The sequence below is a fragment of the Streptomyces sp. NPDC093260 genome (assembly GCF_040683715.1).
Taxonomy (GTDB): domain Bacteria; phylum Actinomycetota; class Actinomycetes; order Streptomycetales; family Streptomycetaceae; genus Streptomyces; species Streptomyces sennicomposti.
On record NZ_JBFBEK010000008.1, the window covers coordinates 207436 to 222911 of the forward strand.

Annotated in this window: 11 protein-coding genes, 1 tRNA gene and 1 pseudogene; 7 read left to right on the forward strand and 6 right to left on the reverse strand. The window is 75.1% G+C overall.

Annotation, left to right across the window (positions count from 1 at the left end):
* The first annotated feature begins 37 nt into the window (after positions 1–37).
* The 4 genes from AB0N63_RS13050 to fdh all read left to right on the forward strand — a co-directional run bounded on the left by AB0N63_RS13050 (position 38) and on the right by fdh (position 6355).
* Entirely contained in the window at positions 38–961 is a 924-nt protein-coding gene (locus AB0N63_RS13050) for a 4Fe-4S dicluster domain-containing protein (protein ID WP_365528164.1), read from the forward strand.
* Positions 958–1983, forward strand: coding sequence for an NrfD/PsrC family molybdoenzyme membrane anchor subunit (nrfD, locus tag AB0N63_RS13055; RefSeq protein WP_365528002.1), 1026 nt, complete (start codon positions 958–960; stop codon positions 1981–1983). The genes AB0N63_RS13050 and nrfD overlap by 4 nt, the downstream gene beginning before the upstream one ends.
* Before the next feature lie 178 nt (positions 1984–2161).
* The gene (locus AB0N63_RS13060; protein WP_365528004.1) at positions 2162–2986 is read left to right on the forward strand and encodes a hemerythrin domain-containing protein; all 825 of its coding nucleotides are present in this window, start codon (positions 2162–2164) and stop codon (positions 2984–2986) included.
* Between the two features lie 108 nt (positions 2987–3094).
* Positions 3095–6355 carry a formate dehydrogenase gene (fdh, locus tag AB0N63_RS13065; protein ID WP_365528007.1) on the forward strand — a complete coding sequence of 1087 codons (3261 nt, stop codon included), beginning with the start codon at positions 3095–3097 and terminating at the stop codon, positions 6353–6355.
* Positions 6356–6386: 31 nt separating this feature from the next.
* Here fdh and selD read toward each other — a convergent pair whose 3' ends face one another.
* Entirely contained in the window at positions 6387–7421 is a 1035-nt protein-coding gene (gene selD, locus AB0N63_RS13070) for a selenide, water dikinase SelD (protein WP_365528009.1), read from the reverse strand.
* A 51-nt stretch (positions 7422–7472) separates the two neighbouring features.
* Between selD and AB0N63_RS13075 the strand changes: the two genes are divergently transcribed.
* A tRNA-Sec gene (locus AB0N63_RS13075) sits at positions 7473–7565 on the forward strand.
* Between the two features lie 35 nt (positions 7566–7600).
* Here AB0N63_RS13075 and AB0N63_RS13080 read toward each other — a convergent pair.
* Together AB0N63_RS13080 and selA are read right to left on the reverse strand one after the other, a co-directional pair.
* Positions 7601–9349: pseudogene (locus tag AB0N63_RS13080) on the reverse strand (SelB C-terminal domain-containing protein); the annotation flags it as partial.
* A 5-nt stretch (positions 9350–9354) separates the two neighbouring features.
* Positions 9355–10644 (reverse strand): L-seryl-tRNA(Sec) selenium transferase, encoded by a 1290-nt coding sequence (gene selA / locus AB0N63_RS13085; RefSeq protein ID WP_365528167.1) that lies wholly within the window; start codon positions 10642–10644, stop codon positions 9355–9357.
* 732 nt (positions 10645–11376) lie between these two features.
* Between selA and AB0N63_RS13090 the strand changes: the two genes are divergently transcribed.
* The gene (locus AB0N63_RS13090) at positions 11377–12018 is read left to right on the forward strand and encodes a hypothetical protein (protein ID WP_365528170.1); all 642 of its coding nucleotides are present in this window, start codon (positions 11377–11379) and stop codon (positions 12016–12018) included.
* Here AB0N63_RS13090 and AB0N63_RS13095 read toward each other — a convergent pair.
* The gene (locus AB0N63_RS13095) at positions 11982–12614 is read right to left on the reverse strand and encodes a hypothetical protein (RefSeq protein ID WP_365528011.1); all 633 of its coding nucleotides are present in this window, start codon (positions 12612–12614) and stop codon (positions 11982–11984) included. The genes AB0N63_RS13090 and AB0N63_RS13095 overlap by 37 nt on opposite strands.
* A 529-nt stretch (positions 12615–13143) precedes the next feature.
* Between AB0N63_RS13095 and AB0N63_RS13100 the strand changes: the two genes are divergently transcribed.
* Positions 13144–13524: a hypothetical protein gene (locus AB0N63_RS13100; RefSeq protein ID WP_365528013.1), complete on the forward strand. Its 381-nt coding sequence runs from the start codon at positions 13144–13146 to the stop codon at positions 13522–13524.
* Positions 13525–13662: 138 nt separating this feature from the next.
* Here AB0N63_RS13100 and AB0N63_RS13105 read toward each other — a convergent pair whose 3' ends face one another.
* Both AB0N63_RS13105 and AB0N63_RS13110 read right to left on the reverse strand, forming a co-directional pair.
* Positions 13663–14076 carry an SRPBCC family protein gene (locus AB0N63_RS13105; protein WP_365528015.1) on the reverse strand — a complete coding sequence of 138 codons (414 nt, stop codon included), beginning with the start codon at positions 14074–14076 and terminating at the stop codon, positions 13663–13665.
* A 94-nt stretch (positions 14077–14170) separates the two neighbouring features.
* On the reverse strand, positions 14171–15415 hold the full coding sequence (locus AB0N63_RS13110) for an AI-2E family transporter (RefSeq protein ID WP_365528018.1): 1245 nt from the start codon (positions 15413–15415) through the stop codon (positions 14171–14173).
* Between the last annotated feature and the right edge of the window lie 61 nt (positions 15416–15476).

Here is a 15476-nt window from a genome sequence, read left to right on the forward strand (position 1 = left end):
CGCCGCGGCCGCCGGGCACCCCGACCCGCCGCCCCGGATGGGCTTCTTCACCGACACCTCCGTGTGCATCGGCTGCAAGGCGTGCGAGGTGGCGTGCAAGGAGTGGAACTCCGTGCCCGAGGACGGCCTGGAGCTGACCGGCATGTCCTACGACAACACCCAGGGGCTGGGCGCGGACACCTGGCGGCACGTGGCGTTCATCGAGCAGCGCAAGCCGCTCGGCGGTCAGGACAGCGGCGTCGGGCACGAGGGTTTCGACGCGTTCGAGGCCGCCCGGAACCTGGGCCGCACTTCCGGCTCCCCCGGCCCAGGGGCGACCTCGCCGCCGCCCGGTGGCGCGCCCGCGGGCGCGCCGGCCGGGGAGATCTCGCCCCTGGCGCCGGACGGGCGGACCGAGCTGCGCTGGCTGATGGCGTCCGACGTGTGCAAGCACTGCACGCACGCGGCCTGTCTCGACGTGTGCCCCACCGGGGCGCTGTTCCGCACCGAGTTCGGCACGGTGGTGGTGCAGGAGGACGTGTGCAACGGCTGCGGCTACTGCGTGCCCGCCTGTCCCTACGGCGTCATCGACCAGCGCGAGGAGGACGGCCGGGTCTGGAAGTGCACCCTGTGCTACGACCGGCTCGGCGTCGGCATGGAGCCCGCCTGCGCGAAGGCGTGCCCCACCGACTCCATCCAGTTCGGCCCGCTGGAGGAGCTGCGCGAGCGGGCTGCGGGCCGGGTGGCACAACTGCACGCGGCGGGCGTCGCCGACGCCCGGCTGTACGGCGAGAGCCCGGACGACGGGGTCGGCGGCGACGGGGCGTTCTTCCTGCTGCTCGACGAGCCCGAGGTCTACGGCCTGCCGCCGGACCCGCAGGTGACGACCCGGGACCTGGCCTCGATGTGGCGGCACGCGGCGACGGCCGCCGTCACGCTGGCCGCGCTGGGGGTCGCGAGCTTCGTCAGGAGGCCCCGATGAGCGGATCGGACGTCACCCGCGAGGGTGTGCAAGGGGCGCGGCCGGGGCGGGACGCGCCGGTGGGCGCCTCCGCCGGGCGCCGCAGGCGCCGGCGCGGACGCGGACGCGGCGAGCAGCCGATGGTGCCCGAGGCACGGTTCTCGTCGTACTACGGCAAGCCGATCCTCAACAAGCCGACCTGGAAAGCGCTCGACATCGCCGGCTATCTGTACCTCGGCGGGCTCGCCGGGGCGTCGTCGCTGCTGGCGGCCGGCGGCCACGCCACCGGCCGGACGGGGCTGGCGCGGGCGGCGAAGCTGGGGGCGGCGAGCGCCATCACGCTGTCGCTGGGCGCGCTCGTGCACGACCTCGGGCGGCCGGCGCGCTTCGTCAACATGCTCCGCGTCTTCAAGCCCACCTCGCCGATGAGCATGGGGTCGTGGCTGCTGGCCGGATACGCCCCGCTGACGATGGCAGCGGCGGCGGCCGACGTCGTGGGCCGCTACCGCCTCGTCGGCGCGGGCGCCACGGCCGGGGCCGCCGTACTGGGCCCGGCCGTGGCCACCTACACGGCCGTGCTGCTCGCCGACACGGCGGTGCCGTCCTGGCACGAGGGCTACCGGGAGCTGCCGTTCGTCTTCGCGGGTTCCGCGGCAGGTGCGGCGGCCGGTCTCGCGCTGGCCTGCGCGCCCGTGGCGCAGATGGGGCCCGCCCGCAGGATGGCGGTCCTGGGCGCCGCGCTGGAGACGGCCGCCTTTCAGCGGATGAAGCGCGGGATGGGGCTGAGCGCCGAGCCGTTCGAGCAGGGCAGGGCGTACCGGCTGCTGCGCGCGGCCGAGTCGCTGACGGCGGGCGGCGCGGCACTGGCCGCGTGCGCGGGGCTCCGCCCCGGCCGGGCTCTCGCGGTGACCGCCGGGGCGGCACTGCTGACCGGCTCCGCCGCCCTCCGCTTCGGCGTGTTCCACGCCGGGGTGGCCTCGGCCGAGGATCCGAAGTACACGGTCGTACCCCAGCGGGAGCGGCTACGGACGGGCACGGGCTGACGCCCGGGGAGAGCGGGGTCGTGGGCGGCGCAGACACGGGGCCGGGGGCGCGGTGTGGCGGGCCGCCGGTCACCCCGGCGCGGTCTGGTCCGGCCGTGTGACCGGTGGTTTCGGCGCCGGTCCGCCGGGTACTTCGGGGCAGCGCGGCGTACGGGAGCGGGAGGAGGAGGTGCCGGGAGTGACCAGTCGTAGTCAGGTGCGGCGGCTCCTCGCGGACGGTCTCGGCTACGAGGAGGCCGGGCGGCGGCTGGGTGTGCCCGCGGGCAAGGCCTTCCTGATCGCCACCGGTCTGCCCGCCGACGGCGGCGGCACCCCCACCACCGCCGAGCGGCACCGGCCGGGCATGCCCGGGCGATCCACCCAGCACCTGGCCGGCCCGCCCGCAGTGAATCCCACGAGCGACGACACGACGAGGCACTGGCTGAGGCGGCGCGCGGTCGCCGACGTCCAGATGCGCCGGGCCGCGCGGGGGCACGGCGTCGGCCCGCAGGGCGAGCGCGCGCCGGACGGCGTCCGTGACCTCACCGACGTCCTCACCCACGACCACGACCGGCTCACCGCGCTGGTCAAGCAGTTGCAGACCCTGCCCGGCACCCGGCAGGGCGCCACCGAGGCACAGCGGCGGCGCAGGCGCGCGGTGGTCGATGCGCTCGCCGAAGCGCTGGCGAGCCACGTACCGGCCGAACGGCGGTGGTTGTGGCCGCTCGTGCGCGAGACGCTGGGCGGCGGCGACCGACTGGCCGACCGGGCCCTGGAGCAGGACGACGAGGGCGCCGACGCGCTCGCTGAGCTGCGCCGCACGCCGCCGGACGGCGAGGACTTCGACGCCCTGGCCGAACGGGTCGGAGGTCAGGTGCGCCGGCACGTCGCCTTCGCGGATGCCGTGTTCGCGCGGCTGCGCCAGACTGTGCCGCAGGACGTGCGCGAACGCCTCGGCGCCGAGGTCGTACGGGCCTGGCGGGACGGGCCACCACCGCCCGGCGCGCAGGAAGCTCCGCCGTAGGCCGCGAGACCCCGCCCCGCAGGCCGGCAGGCACCCCACAGACCCCGGCGGCGGCCCCCGCGAGCCGCCGCGCAGCGAGACCGAGCAGCACCCGGAAGGGCTCATGTCATGGGCGTACGCACCTGGATCGACTCCTGGCCGGTCTACCGCCAGCTCAAGGGCACCGATCCCCTGGGCCGCGGGGCCGCCGCCAAGAGCGGGCCCACCTCGCGGCTCACCCCCCGGGTGGCCTCGGCCGACCGGGTGGTCAAGTCGGTCTGCCCGTACTGCGCGGTGGGCTGCGGCCAGAACGTCTACGTCGAGGACGGCCGGGTCACCCAGATCGAGGGCGACCCCGACTCGCCCATCTCACGCGGCCGGCTGTGCCCGAAGGGCTCCGCCAGTCTCCAGCTGACCACCGGCGACGCCCGCGAGCGGTACGTCCTGTACCGGCGCCCGTACGGCGCCGAGTGGGAGCGACTGGACCTGGACACGGCGATGGACATGATCGCCGACCGGGTGATCGACGCCCGCCGCGCCGGCTGGCAGTGGGACGTGGACGGCGTCCGCACCCGGCGCACCCTCGGCGTCGCCAGCCTGGGCGGGGCGACGCTGGACAACGAGGAGAACTACCTCATCAAGAAGTTGTTCACCGCGCTGGGAGCGATCCAGATCGAGAACCAGGCGCGTGTTTGACACTCCTCCACCGTTCCCGGTCTGGGAACCTCGTTCGGCCGCGGCGGCGCGACCACCTTCCAGCAGGACCTGCAGAACTCGGACTGCATCGTCATCCAGGGCTCGAACATGGCCGAGTGCCATCCGGTCGGGTTCCAGTGGGTGATGGAGGCCAAGGCCCGCGGCGCGAAGGTGATCCACGTCGATCCGCGGTTCACCAGGACCAGCGCGGTGGCCGACGTGCACGTGCCGCTGCGCGCGGGCTCGGACATCGCCTTCCTCGGCGGCATCGTCAACTACGTGCTGAGCCACGACAAGTACTTCCGCGACTACGTGGTGGCCTACAGCAACGGCCCGATGGTGCTGGGCGAGGACTTCCGCGACACGGAGGACCTCGACGGCGTCTTCTCCGGCCTGGACCCCGAGGGCCGCACCTACGACAACGGCACCTGGCAGTACGAGGGCATGGAGGTGCAGGCGCCCGCCGGCGAGCGCGACCAGGAGTACGAGAAGCGCACCGGCGGCGGGAGTTCGCTCAGTGAGGCGGGGCGCGGCGAGGCGCACGGCTCGGGCGGTGCGGACATCGGTGCGGGCGAGCCGGAACGCGACGAGACGATGACGCATCCGCGGTGTGTGTTCCAGGTGCTCAAGCGGCACTACGCCCGCTACACGCCCGAGATGGTGGAGCGGATCTGCGGGGTGCCGCAGGACCTGTTCCGCCAGGTCTGCGAGCTGGTCACGGAGAACTCCGGGCGCGAGCGGACCACCGCGTTCGCCTACGCGGTCGGCTGGACCCAGCACACGGTGGGCGTGCAGTACATCCGGGCGGCGAGCGTGCTGCAGACCCTGCTGGGCAACATCGGCCGGCCGGGCGGCGGCATCCTGGCGCTGCGCGGGCACGCCTCCATCCAGGGCTCGACCGACATCCCCACTCTGTTCAACCTGCTGCCGGGCTACATCCCGATGCCGCACGCGCACCAGCAGGAGGATCTGGACTCCTTCGTCCGGGCGGAGGCAGCGGGCAAGGGCTACTGGGGCGAGATGCGCTCCTACCTGGTGAGCCTGCTCAAGGCGTACTGGGGCGATGCCGCGCGGCCGGACAACGACTTCTGCTTCGACTACCTGCCGCGGCTGACCGGCTCGCACTCCACCTACGAGACGGTGCAGGCGCAGCTGGAGGGAACCTGCAAGGGCTACTTCCTGCTGGGCGAGAACCCGGCGGTGGGCTCGGCCAACGCCAAGCTCCAGCGGCTCGGCATGGCCCGGCTGGACTGGCTGGTGGTGCGCGACTTCTCGCTGATCGAGTCGGCCACCTGGTGGAAGGACGGCCCGGAGATCGAGTCCGGGGAACTGCGCACCGAGGACATCGGCACCGAAGTGTTCTTCCTGCCGGCCGCCGCGCACACCGAGAAGGACGGCAGCTTCACCAACACCCAGCGGCTGCTCCAGTGGCACCACCAGGCGGTCGAGCCGCCTGGCGAGGCGCGCAGCGACCTGTGGTTCACCTTCCACCTGGGCCGAATCATCCGGGAGAAGCTGGCCGGGTCCCCCGATCCGATGGACCGGCCGGTCCTCGATCTGACCTGGGACTACGCCACCAAGGGCGAGACGGCGGAACCGGTGGCGCAGACGGTGCTCGCGGAGATCAACGGCTATGACGCCGAGGGCCGGCCGCTCAGCTCCTACGAGCAGCTGAACGACGACGGGTCGACGGCGTGCGGCTGCTGGATCTACTGCGGCGTCTACGCCGACGACGTCAACCAGGCCGCCCGCCGCAAGCCCGGCAAGGAGCAGAACTGGGTGGCGAACGAGTGGGGTTGGGCCTGGCCGGCCAACCGGCGCATCCTCTACAACCGGGCCTCGGCGGACCCGGACGGCAAGCCGTGGAGCGAGCGCAAGGCGCTGGTGTGGTGGGACGCGGAGAAGGCCGAGTGGACGGGCCACGACATCGCCGACTTCGCCAAGGACAAGTCACCGCACCACCGGCCGCCGCCGGGTGCGAAGGCGGCCGAGGCGCTGTCGGGCACGGACGCGTTCGTGATGCAGGCCGACGGCAAGGCCTGGCTGTATGTGCCCTCGGGGCTCACCGACGGCCCGCTGCCGGCCCACTACGAGCCGCAGGACTCGCCGTTCCCGAACCTGCTGTACGGACAGCAGCGCAATCCGGTACGGCATCTGATGCCGTCGGGGCCGGACAACCGCTACCAGCCGAGCGGCGGCGAACCGGGTACGGAGGTGTTCCCGTTCGTGGCCACCACCTACCGGCTGACCGAGCATCACACGGCGGGCGGCATGTCGCGCTGGCAGCCGTACCTGGCCGAGCTGCAGCCGGAGTTCTTCTGCGAGGTGTCGCCGGAGCTGGCCGCCGAGCGCGGCCTCGAACACACCGGGTGGGCGACGATCGTCAGCGCCCGCGGGGTGATCGAGGCGCGGGTGCTGGTGACCGACCGGATGACGCCGCTCAGGGTGCACGGCCGGACGCTGCACCAGGTGGGGCTGCCCTACCACTGGGGTCCCAACGGCTACAGCACCGGCGACGCGGCGAACGAGCTGGTGCATCTCTCGCTCGACCCGAACACCCACATCCAGGAGACGAAGGCGTTCGCCGTGGACATCCGGCCGGGGCGGCGGCCGCGCGGTCCGGCCGCGCCCGCGCTGGTGCGGGCCTACCGGGCACGGGCGGGCATCGACGAGTACACCGGCACCGAGATGTGAGACACCCCGGCGCCGGGTGTGCGCGCCGGTGTCACCTGAGGACGACCGAGTGCGGTCCGCGCGGCACGAGTTCGCCGATCACCGGGGCGCCGGGGATCTCCCCGGCGACGAGCAGCCCGCCGGAGGTCTGCGCGTCGGCCAGCAGCAGCCGGGTGTCGGCGTCCGTGCCCCCGAAGTCGGTGAACGGCGCGACCCAGTCGAGGTTGCGCCGGGTGCCGCCGCTGACATAGCCGTCGCGTACGGCCTCGCGGGCGCCGTCGAGGTAGGGCACGGCGGCGGTGTCCAGCACGGCGGTGACGTCCGAGGCGCGGGCGAGTTTGTGCAGATGACCGAGGAGACCGAAGCCGGTCACGTCGGTCGCGCAGCTCGCCCCGGCGGCCAGCGCCGCCTCGGCGGCGTCCCGGTTGAGGGCGACCATGGTGGCGACGGCCTGCTCGAAGCGTTCGCCGGTGGCCTTGTGCCGGTTGTTCAGGACGCCCAGGCCGAGGGACTTGGTCAGGGACAGGGGCAGCCCGGGCCGGCCCGCGTCGTTGCGCAGCAGCCGGGCCGGGTCGGCGAGCCCGGTGACGGCCATGCCGTACTTGGGCTCGGGGTCGTCCACACTGTGCCCGCCGCCGATGTGGCAGCCCGCCTCGGCGGCGATCTCCAGTCCGCCGCGCAGCACCTCGCGGGCCAGCTCGAACGGCAGCACCTCGCGCGGCCAGGCGAGCAGGTTGACGGCGACGACCGGGCGGCCGCCCATGGCGTACACGTCGGACAGGGCGTTGGCGGCGGCGATGCGGCCCCAGTCGAACGGGTCGTCCACGACGGGGGTGAAGAAGTCGGCGGTGGACACCAGCGCCTGTGCGGGGCCGCCTTCGGGCGCGGGCAGGGCGACCACGGCCGCGTCGTCGCCGGTGGCCAGCCCGACGAGCAGCGGGGTGTCGGTCGAGGGCGCCGGCGGCGCGGCCAGCGAGCCGAGCACGTTCTCCAGCTCGCCGGGCGGGATCTTGCAGGCGCAGCCGCCGCCGTGGGCGAACTGGGTGAGCCGGACGGGGGCTTCGGGAGTGGCGGGGGTGACGGTCATGCCGGGTCTCCGTGGGGGTCGGGGGGGGCGTCGGGTAGCCTGGCGGGCGGTGGAGGCGTGTGGGTGCCTGGTGGCCCTCCCGGTCTTCAAAACCGAGGTGCCCGAGGATCTCGGGCAGGCGGGTTCGATTCCCGTCCGCCTCCGTCCGCCCGCTCGGACCGGCAGCGTCTGCGCCGGTCGTCCACCCGCTCGGTCAGACCGCGGGCGTCGAGGAACTCCAGCAGCGGTACGGCGACCCGGCGAGTGGTGTCGAGGGCCTTGCGGGCCTCGCTCAGGGTGAACGGCTGCGGCAGCTCGCGCAGTACGGCGGCGGCCCGGGCGTCCGCACCGGGCAGCAGCACGACGGCGTCGCCGATCCGCAGCAGCGCACCGGCGGCGACGGCGGCGGCCAGCGCCTTGCGGTGCAGGCCGAGTTCGGCGAGCCGGTCGGCGTCGGGCGCCTGGAACGGCGCCTTCTCCAGCTCGTCCCGTACGGCGTCCACGGCGGCGCGCAGGGGCGGCGGCAGGGTGGGGGCGGTACGGTCCGGTCCGTACAACCGGCCGCGCCGGTGAAGGAGTTCGTCGGTTCCCGGGGTGCGGGCGAGGGCGTCGACCAGAGTGCGGTCGGGCAGGTCCAGCAGCCGCCGGGCGGCCTCGGCGGGCAGGCCCGGTTCCAAGGGGTGGGCCCGCGCGTACCGCTCCACCTCGGCGGCGAGGCGGGCACGCAGCCGCGTCCAGTGGTCGGGGTCGGCCAGCCAGTCGCCGGCGACGGGCTCGACGAAGGCGGGGATGCCCATCGCCAAGAGGTCCGCGCCGCGCACCAGTTGGCGGCGACGCAGTTCGGCCGCGGCGTCCGGGCGGCCCGTCATCGTCGCGAGTTCCGTCGCTCTGGCCCGGCCCGCGCCGCGCCGGGTCAGGCCGGGCGGGCGCACGTCGAGCACGGTCGCCGCCGAGGGCGGGCGGCCGCCGCCCGGTTCGCGCAGGACGGCCCGGTCCCCGACGCGCAGCGGCAGCCGCCGGTCCAGGGTGAGCCGGGCGGTGTCCTCGCCGAGGGGCCGTACGGTCACCGGCACGGCGGCCGCGCCGATGTGCAGGCTCACCCGGCGGGGCAGGTCGGCGGCCGGTTCCCCGGTGACGCGGACGTCCACGACCTCGGTGAGCAGCCAGCGGTCCGGGGCCAGCAGGACGTCCCCGCGGCGCAGTACGCCGTCCGCGACGCCGTGCACGTTGACGGCCACCCGTGCCACCGCGCGCACGGCCGTCCGCTCCCGCTGGAGGCACTGCAGTCCGCGCACCCGCAGCGCCGTGGAACCGTCGCCGGTCACCAGCCGGTCGCCGACGTTGAGGACCCCCGCGCCGAGGGTGCCGGTGACGACGGTGCCGTGGCCGCGCACGGTGAAGGCCCGGTCCAGCCACAGCCGTACGTCCGCGTCGCGGTCCGGTTCGGGCAGGGTCCGGGCCAGCCGGGTCAACTCCGCGCGCAGGGCGTCCAGTCCGGTCCCGGTCACGGTGCTCACCGCCACCGACGGGACGGCGCCGAGCGAGGTGGCGGCCAGGCGGCGCAGGGCGTCGGCGCGCACCGGTTCCGGGTCGGCGAGGTCGCTGCGGGTCACCGCGAGCACGGCGTGCCTTACGCCGAGGGCGTCCAGGATCGCCAGGTGTTCCTGCGACTGGGGCTGCCAGCCCTGGTCGGCGGCCACCACGAACAGCACGGCGGGCACGGGCCCGACCCCGGCGAGCATGGTGGCGACGAACTTCTCGTGGCCCGGCACGTCCACGAAGGCCAGATGCTCGCCGTCCGCGTCGGGCCCCGTCCACACGAAGCCGAGGTCGAGGGTGAGCCCGCGCCGCCGCTCCTCCTCGTAGCGGTCGGGTTCCATCCCGGTCAGCGCCCGGACCAGCGCGGACTTGCCGTGGTCGACGTGCCCGGCGGTGGCCAGCACCCGCATACCGCTCACCTCGGTCCGTCCGCCGCCGGCCGGACGGCCAGCACGGCCTCGGCGAGGCGCGCGTCGTCCTCGGCGGGCACCGCGCGCAGGTCCAGCAGGCACCGGCCGCCCTCCAGCCGTCCGACCACGGGGACCGGTCCGGTGCGCAGCGCGGCGGCGTACGGCTCGGGCAGGGCGAGCGCCGCGCTGGGCAGGGTCACTCCGGGCGCGCCGCCGCCGCCCACCGTGGCGGCGCAGGCGACGGGCCGTACGTCGACCCCGGCGGCGCCCAGTTCGGCGGCGAGCCGTTCGGCGCGGTGGGTCAGCTCGCGCGGGTCGGCGGTCAGGGCCTCGGCGGTCGGGGTGGCCGGGCCGGTGAGGGTGGCCTCCAGGGCGGCCAGGGTCAGCTTGTCCACCCGCAGCGCGCGGGCCAGCGGATGCCGGGTCAGGGAGCGGACGAGGTCCTCGGCGCCGAGGAGCAGGCCGCACTGGGGCCCGCCGAGCAGTTTGTCGCCGCTCGCGGTCACCAGGGCGGCGCCCGCGCGCAGTTCGGTGGCCGCGTCGGGCTCGTCGGGCAGCAGCGGGTGGGGGACGAGCAGCCCGGAGCCGATGTCGACCACCAACGGCACGCCGAGCGAGGACAGTTCGGCCGTCGCGGGAGTGTGGGTGAAGCCGGTGATGCGGAAGTTGGAGGGGTGCACCTTCAGGACGAACCCGGTGTCGGGGCCGATCGCGTCGGCGTAGTCCGCGGCGCTCGTCCGGTTGGTGGTGCCGACCTCGTGGAGCCGGGCGCCGGTGGACACCAGCAGATCGGGCAGTCGGAAGCCGTCGCCGATCTCCACCATCTCGCCCCGGCTGACGACGATCTCCCGGCCGGCGGCGAGCGCGGTGGCCGCCAGGACCAGGGCGGCGGCACCGTTGTTGACGACGTGAGCCGCGTCGGCGGCGGGCACCCGGGCACGCAACGCGTCCAGGGCGCTGCGGCCGCGGCGGGCCCGGGCACCGGTCGCGAGGTCCAGTTCCACGTCGGTGGGCCCGGCGGCGTCCCGCACCGCCCGCCGGGCCGCCGGGGACAGCGGCGCCCGGCCTAGGTTGGTGTGCAGGAGGACCCCGGTGGCGTTGATCACCGGGCGCAGCCCGCCGGCCGTGCGGGGCAGCAGGGCCACCGCCGTGTCGGCGACCTGCTCGGGGGCGACGGCACCGTGCCGCGCCCGCTCCTGCGCCTGCCGCACGGCCGTCTTGACCACGTCGGGCCCGAGCCGTGCGGCCTCCTCGGCCAGGCGCGGATCGCGCAGGAGGGCGTCGGTACGGGGGATGCGGCGGCGCGCGTCGGGGGGGCGCGGGCCGCCGGTTCCGGAAGTGTCGCGGGAGGCGGACCGGTCGGGCGTCCCTGAGATTCGCCCGGCCGGGGGCGGGCCGTCGGATTCCGGGGTGTCCCGGGAGGAGGCTCGATCAGCCGTCCCCGAGGTTCCCCCGGGTGGGCCTTCGGTTTGCGGGGTGTCACGGGGAGCGCGCCGGCCGGTGGTCCCCGGGGCGCCGGGCGGCGTGGGCCGGGCGGCAGGTCCCGGGGCGTCCGCCGCCAGGGACGGGGCGTCGGTCCCCGGGCCGGGGACGGCCGCGTGGGCCGGGCCGGGTCCGGATGTCCCCGTGCCGGACGCTTCCGTACCGGATGCTTCCGAGCCGGATGTGTCCCTCGTCGCCCGGCCCGCGACCCGCTGGTCCACGCAACCCCTCCGTTCCGAGCCCTGCCCATGGCCGTCCAAGCGTGTTCCATCGTCTCGCAGCGCCCGCGGCCGTCCGCACGACACGCCGGTACCCCGACGGGGACCGCCGATGCGTACGGAGCCGTCAGCGCTCGTTTCGGGATGTCGGGGGCGGGAACCCGCGCGGGCGCCGTCCGGCGCGCCTTTGCCCCGGGCGTCGGCGGCGACCGTGACCGCCGGAGCGGAAGAGGTGCCGGGGTGGACAGTGACCGCCGGCCGCCGGAAGGGTCCGGCGCACCCCGCCGGACCCGCGCGCGCTGGGTCTTCGACGGCTTCATCGCGGGCATGGGCACCGCGTCCGGTACGCGTCTGGTGCTCGGTCACTGGACGGACTCGCCGTTCGGGCCGGTCAGCGATGTGATGCTGGAGCGCCCCGACGGCCATCGCGTCCTGCTCGCACCCGACCCGCGCACGGCCGATTTCATCGCGGACACCTATTCCTTCGACGAGGTGCGCGTGGAGCCGGTCGCGGTACGCATCACGGCGGGCTGCTGGACCGTCAGCTCCAGGTCGCTGAGCCTGCGCTTCGTCACCGGGCGGCGCGGGCCCCTGGGCCTGCTGCTGAGCGCCGTCCCCCGGTTCCTGGCCGTACGTCCGTGGTGGATCGCCCTGGTGGACCGCCCGGCGCGGGTGCTGCGCGGCGTCCGCACGCGCGGGAGCGCGGGCGGCGGCCGTCGGGAGTGGTACGGCGCGCGGGACCTGCGGCCCGTCGCCTCTGTCACGGCCCGCTTCGAGGGCGTGGACCTCGGCCCACTGGCCCCGGTCGCGCCGGCGGTGCGGTTCGGGTTCGGTTCGACCCCGCGCGGGCCCTGCGTCGTCCGGGTCACCACCACGGTGGAGGGGCCGGGCACGACGCGGGGCCGTGTGGGAGCACCGTCGCCGCGGGGCCGTCAGTCGCCGAGCAGACGGTTGAAGAAGGACCGGTAGCGGCGCAGCGCCCTGCGCAGTTCCTCGGTGTCCGCCCGCTCGCCCTGGCTCCACTGTCCCTCCAGCTCCTGCTTGTGCTGGGCGAAGGTGGTGGTAAGGGTGCGGATGACGTCGGCGACCAGGGTGTCGGCGCTGTGCACGGCCTCCCTGGGGTCGTCCACGAACTTGCTCTGCGTCTCGCGCCAACGATCGCGGAAGTTCCGCTCGTCACCCGCCTCCAGCAACCGGGGGACCTCGTCGTCGGCGTCCTCCGCGGGCTTCGCGTCAGCCGTGTGTGCCGTCCCGGCGATGCCGGTCGCGGCGGTGGCGCCCGCGGTGCCCGCGCTGCCGGTGGGGGCGCCTGCAACGCCCGCGCCCTCGAGGGCGTCCGGGGCGGTCGCGGCCCCTGGGGCGGTCCCGGCGTCGTCCCTCGTTCCCGGGTCCTTCGAGGATCCGGCCGTGTCGGCCCTCTCGGTCGCACCGGTCGTCCGCGCCGGAAGCGCCGGGTCGGACTGCGGCTCCCCGGTGGTGCGGGCCGGGCGGCTCGGATCGCTTCGGGCCGGGTCCTCGGTGGTCAGGTCACCGGCGAGGCGGTGCGGTTCCTTGTCGCTGTGCATGGCGTTCCCCTCCCTGCCGGGACGACGACGTCCCGGCGAGCGGCTGATGGCGGTGGCGGCCGAGGTCCGCGGTCTGCTCCCCCTCGGGCACTGCTTCGCCTGCCCGCCGCACGCCGCGTCATGCGCTTGCGCGCCCGTCCGGTCCGTCGTACGCCCGTCCCGCGTCCCCCCGCGCGACGGACCGGCCGGCGTGGCTTCCCGGGGGCACCGCCGCGCCGCGGTTCCCCGCCGGGAGAACGGCAGTTGAAATAGTTCCCGCCACAAGATGCCGACCGGCGAAGCGGCGACTAGCGTCTATCAGTGAGAGCCGCAACCGGGGCACGCCCCGTCCGGCGAGGTCTCCACCGAGGGGCCCGTAGCCGCAGCGCCGGCCCGTGGAAGCGACGCGGGCGGCGTGGACGGTGTCGGAGACCGAGACGTGCTTCTCACAGCCGGCGGCTCCAGACCGCGCCGCACCATCCCATCCGGCGAGCGCGGCCATCATCCTCGCGCCGCTCTGTCGCGCGAGACGATGGAGAAAGGTATTCCCATGCGAGCACAGCGCGTGAAGCGTCTCTTCGCCGTGTCCGCAGCCGGCATCGTGATGGCCGGCGGCGCTGCGATCGGCGCGGCGGGGACCGCATCCGCCCATGAGTCGGGCTACGACTCCAACCATCACTCCGGATACAGCCGCGACTGCGGCGGCGGCTGGTGGGACGACTGCGGCGGCGGCTACGGCGACCGCGGCGACCACGGCGGCTACGACAATGGCGGACGTGGCGGAGGCTACGGCGGCGACCACGGCGGCGGCGACCACGGCGGCGGCGGCCACGGCGGCGGCGACCACGGCGGCGGCGACCACGGCGGCGGCGGCCACGGCGGCGGAGGCCACGGCGGCGGAGGCCACGGCGGCGGAGGCGGAGGTCGCTGAGGCCCCTGACCGAAATCACTGGAACCACGGCGTGCGGTCCGGTCACCGGTCCGCACGCTGTGGCGTTGGCAGGCCTCTGCCCGGGCCGGCACCTGCCGGGCCGAAGCCAGTGGGACTACAGCCCGTACAGCGGCCGGCTCAGCCGGCCGCGCCGTCCACGCGAAGGCGTACCTGTTCCTCCAGCCGGCGCAGGCTGCCGTCCAGGGCCTCGCGGGCGGCCCGCTCACCCGGGTCGTGACTGTCGTCGAAGAACGACAGGTGCACGGTGACCTCGCTGGCGCCGCTGCCGATGCCAGCGACCTGGAGCCAGCCGGCGTAGCTGCCCTGTTCCCGGGTGCCCCATTCGATCCGCATCTGGTCGCGCTCGGCGCGCATCAGGGCCGAGATGTCCTGGTCGGTGTGGTCCTCGTGCACCGTGACGGCCGGTAGGTCCCCGGCGTGCACGTGCAGGTCGTCCGGCAGCCAGGCGTCCAGCCGGCGGACGTCCGTGGCCTGGTCGAAGACCTGCTCGGGCAGTGCGGGCATCGTGCGTGAACGTTCGTACTCGGACATCGCGGCACCGTTCCTCACGCTCGGGAGTGGTACCAGGGACGCGTGCCCCTTCTGCCGCCCCCGAAAAGCCCCGTGCGTGGCCGCCGCCCGTGCCTCAGGCGGCCCCGTGCCGCGCCGCGGGCTCGCGGTCCGGCGGCGGACCGGTACGCAGCGCGCACAGCACCGCCCAGGCGACGGAGACGAAGGGCACCGCCACGATGGCGCCCACCACACCAGCGACGATACTGCCCGCGATCACGGAGACCGCGACGACGAGCGGGTGCAGCCGGACCGCCCAGCTCATCACCAGGGGATGCAGGACATGGCCTTCGAGCTGGCCGATGACGACGATCAGGACGATCACGGCCAGCGCGGTGAGCGGACCGCGTCCCGCCAGGGCGACGACGGTGGCCACGGCGAGCGCGATGGGGGATCCGATCAGGGGCACGAAGGCGGCGAAGAACTCCAGCAGGGTCAGCGGCAGCGCCAGCGGCACCCGCAGCAGCGACAGGGCCACGCCGACGAGCACGGCGTTGGTGGCGGCCACGATGAAGATGCCGCGCGTGTACCCGGCGAAGGCGTGCCAGGCGGCGGCGCCGGCCCGGTCCCAGGCGGGTCGGGCGCCGGCGGGCAGGAACTGGTCGCGCGTCCAGCGCCACAGGCGCTCGCCGGAGTGGAGGAAGAAGACGGAGGAGAAGAGGGCGAGCACCCCGGCGGTGACCAGTTCGACGAGTCGGCCGATGCCGCTGACGGCGCTGTTGAGCAGACTTTCCCGGTGCGCGGAGAAATAGGCCGGCAGCTGGTTCTGGAGGTGGGAGAGACGGCCGGGGCTGATCCGGAACGGCGGGCGTTCGAGCCACTGCTCGATGCGGTGGACGCCGCCGCGCAGCTCGTCGGCGAGCCGTGCCGACTCCCCGGCCACCGCGTTGCCGACGAAGGCGAGCAGCGCCATCAGCAGCAGGAGGCTGCCCACCAGGGAGACGGCGACGCACAGCGGGCGGGGCAGCCAGCGGTTCAGGAGGTCGGCGAGGGGCCGCAGTACGGAGGTGACGACGAGCGCCACGAACAGGGCGACCGCGATGAGCTGGAATCGGCCGAGGACGGTGAAGACGCCGTAGACGGCGATGCCGACGAGGATGAGGCGCCAGGCGTAGGCGGCGGCGACGCGCAGCCAGGGGACCGTGCGTTCGGCGAGCGGGTGTTCGGCGGCGGGGGCGGGGGGCAGGACGCGGGCGCGCGGCGGCAGGGACCGGGAGCGCGCCGGCCGGCTGCCGAGCACGACGCCGCCCGTCCGGCGTCCGCGGTCCCGCCCGTCCGCCGGAAGGCCCGGCCCGGTCGCCGGACCGCCCGCATCCGTCACCGCGCCTCCCGTTGCCGCCCGCTCGTCATCTCCTACGCACGGTACGGGCCGAGCACCCGCG

Coding starts and splice junctions, on each gene's coding strand:
- AB0N63_RS13050 (WP_365528164.1), top strand. CDS start 38: ATGGGCTTCTTCACCGACACCTCCGTGTGCATCGGCTGCAAGGCGTGC.
- nrfD (WP_365528002.1), top strand. CDS start 958: ATGAGCGGATCGGACGTCACCCGCGAGGGTGTGCAAGGGGCGCGGCCG.
- selD (WP_365528009.1), bottom strand. CDS start 7,421: ATGACCGTCACCCCCGCCACTCCCGAAGCCCCCGTCCGGCTCACCCAG.
- AB0N63_RS13090 (WP_365528170.1), top strand. CDS start 11,377: ATGGGCACCGCGTCCGGTACGCGTCTGGTGCTCGGTCACTGGACGGAC.
- AB0N63_RS13095 (WP_365528011.1), bottom strand. CDS start 12,614: ATGCACAGCGACAAGGAACCGCACCGCCTCGCCGGTGACCTGACCACC.
- AB0N63_RS13100 (WP_365528013.1), top strand. CDS start 13,144: ATGCGAGCACAGCGCGTGAAGCGTCTCTTCGCCGTGTCCGCAGCCGGC.
- AB0N63_RS13105 (WP_365528015.1), bottom strand. CDS start 14,076: ATGTCCGAGTACGAACGTTCACGCACGATGCCCGCACTGCCCGAGCAG.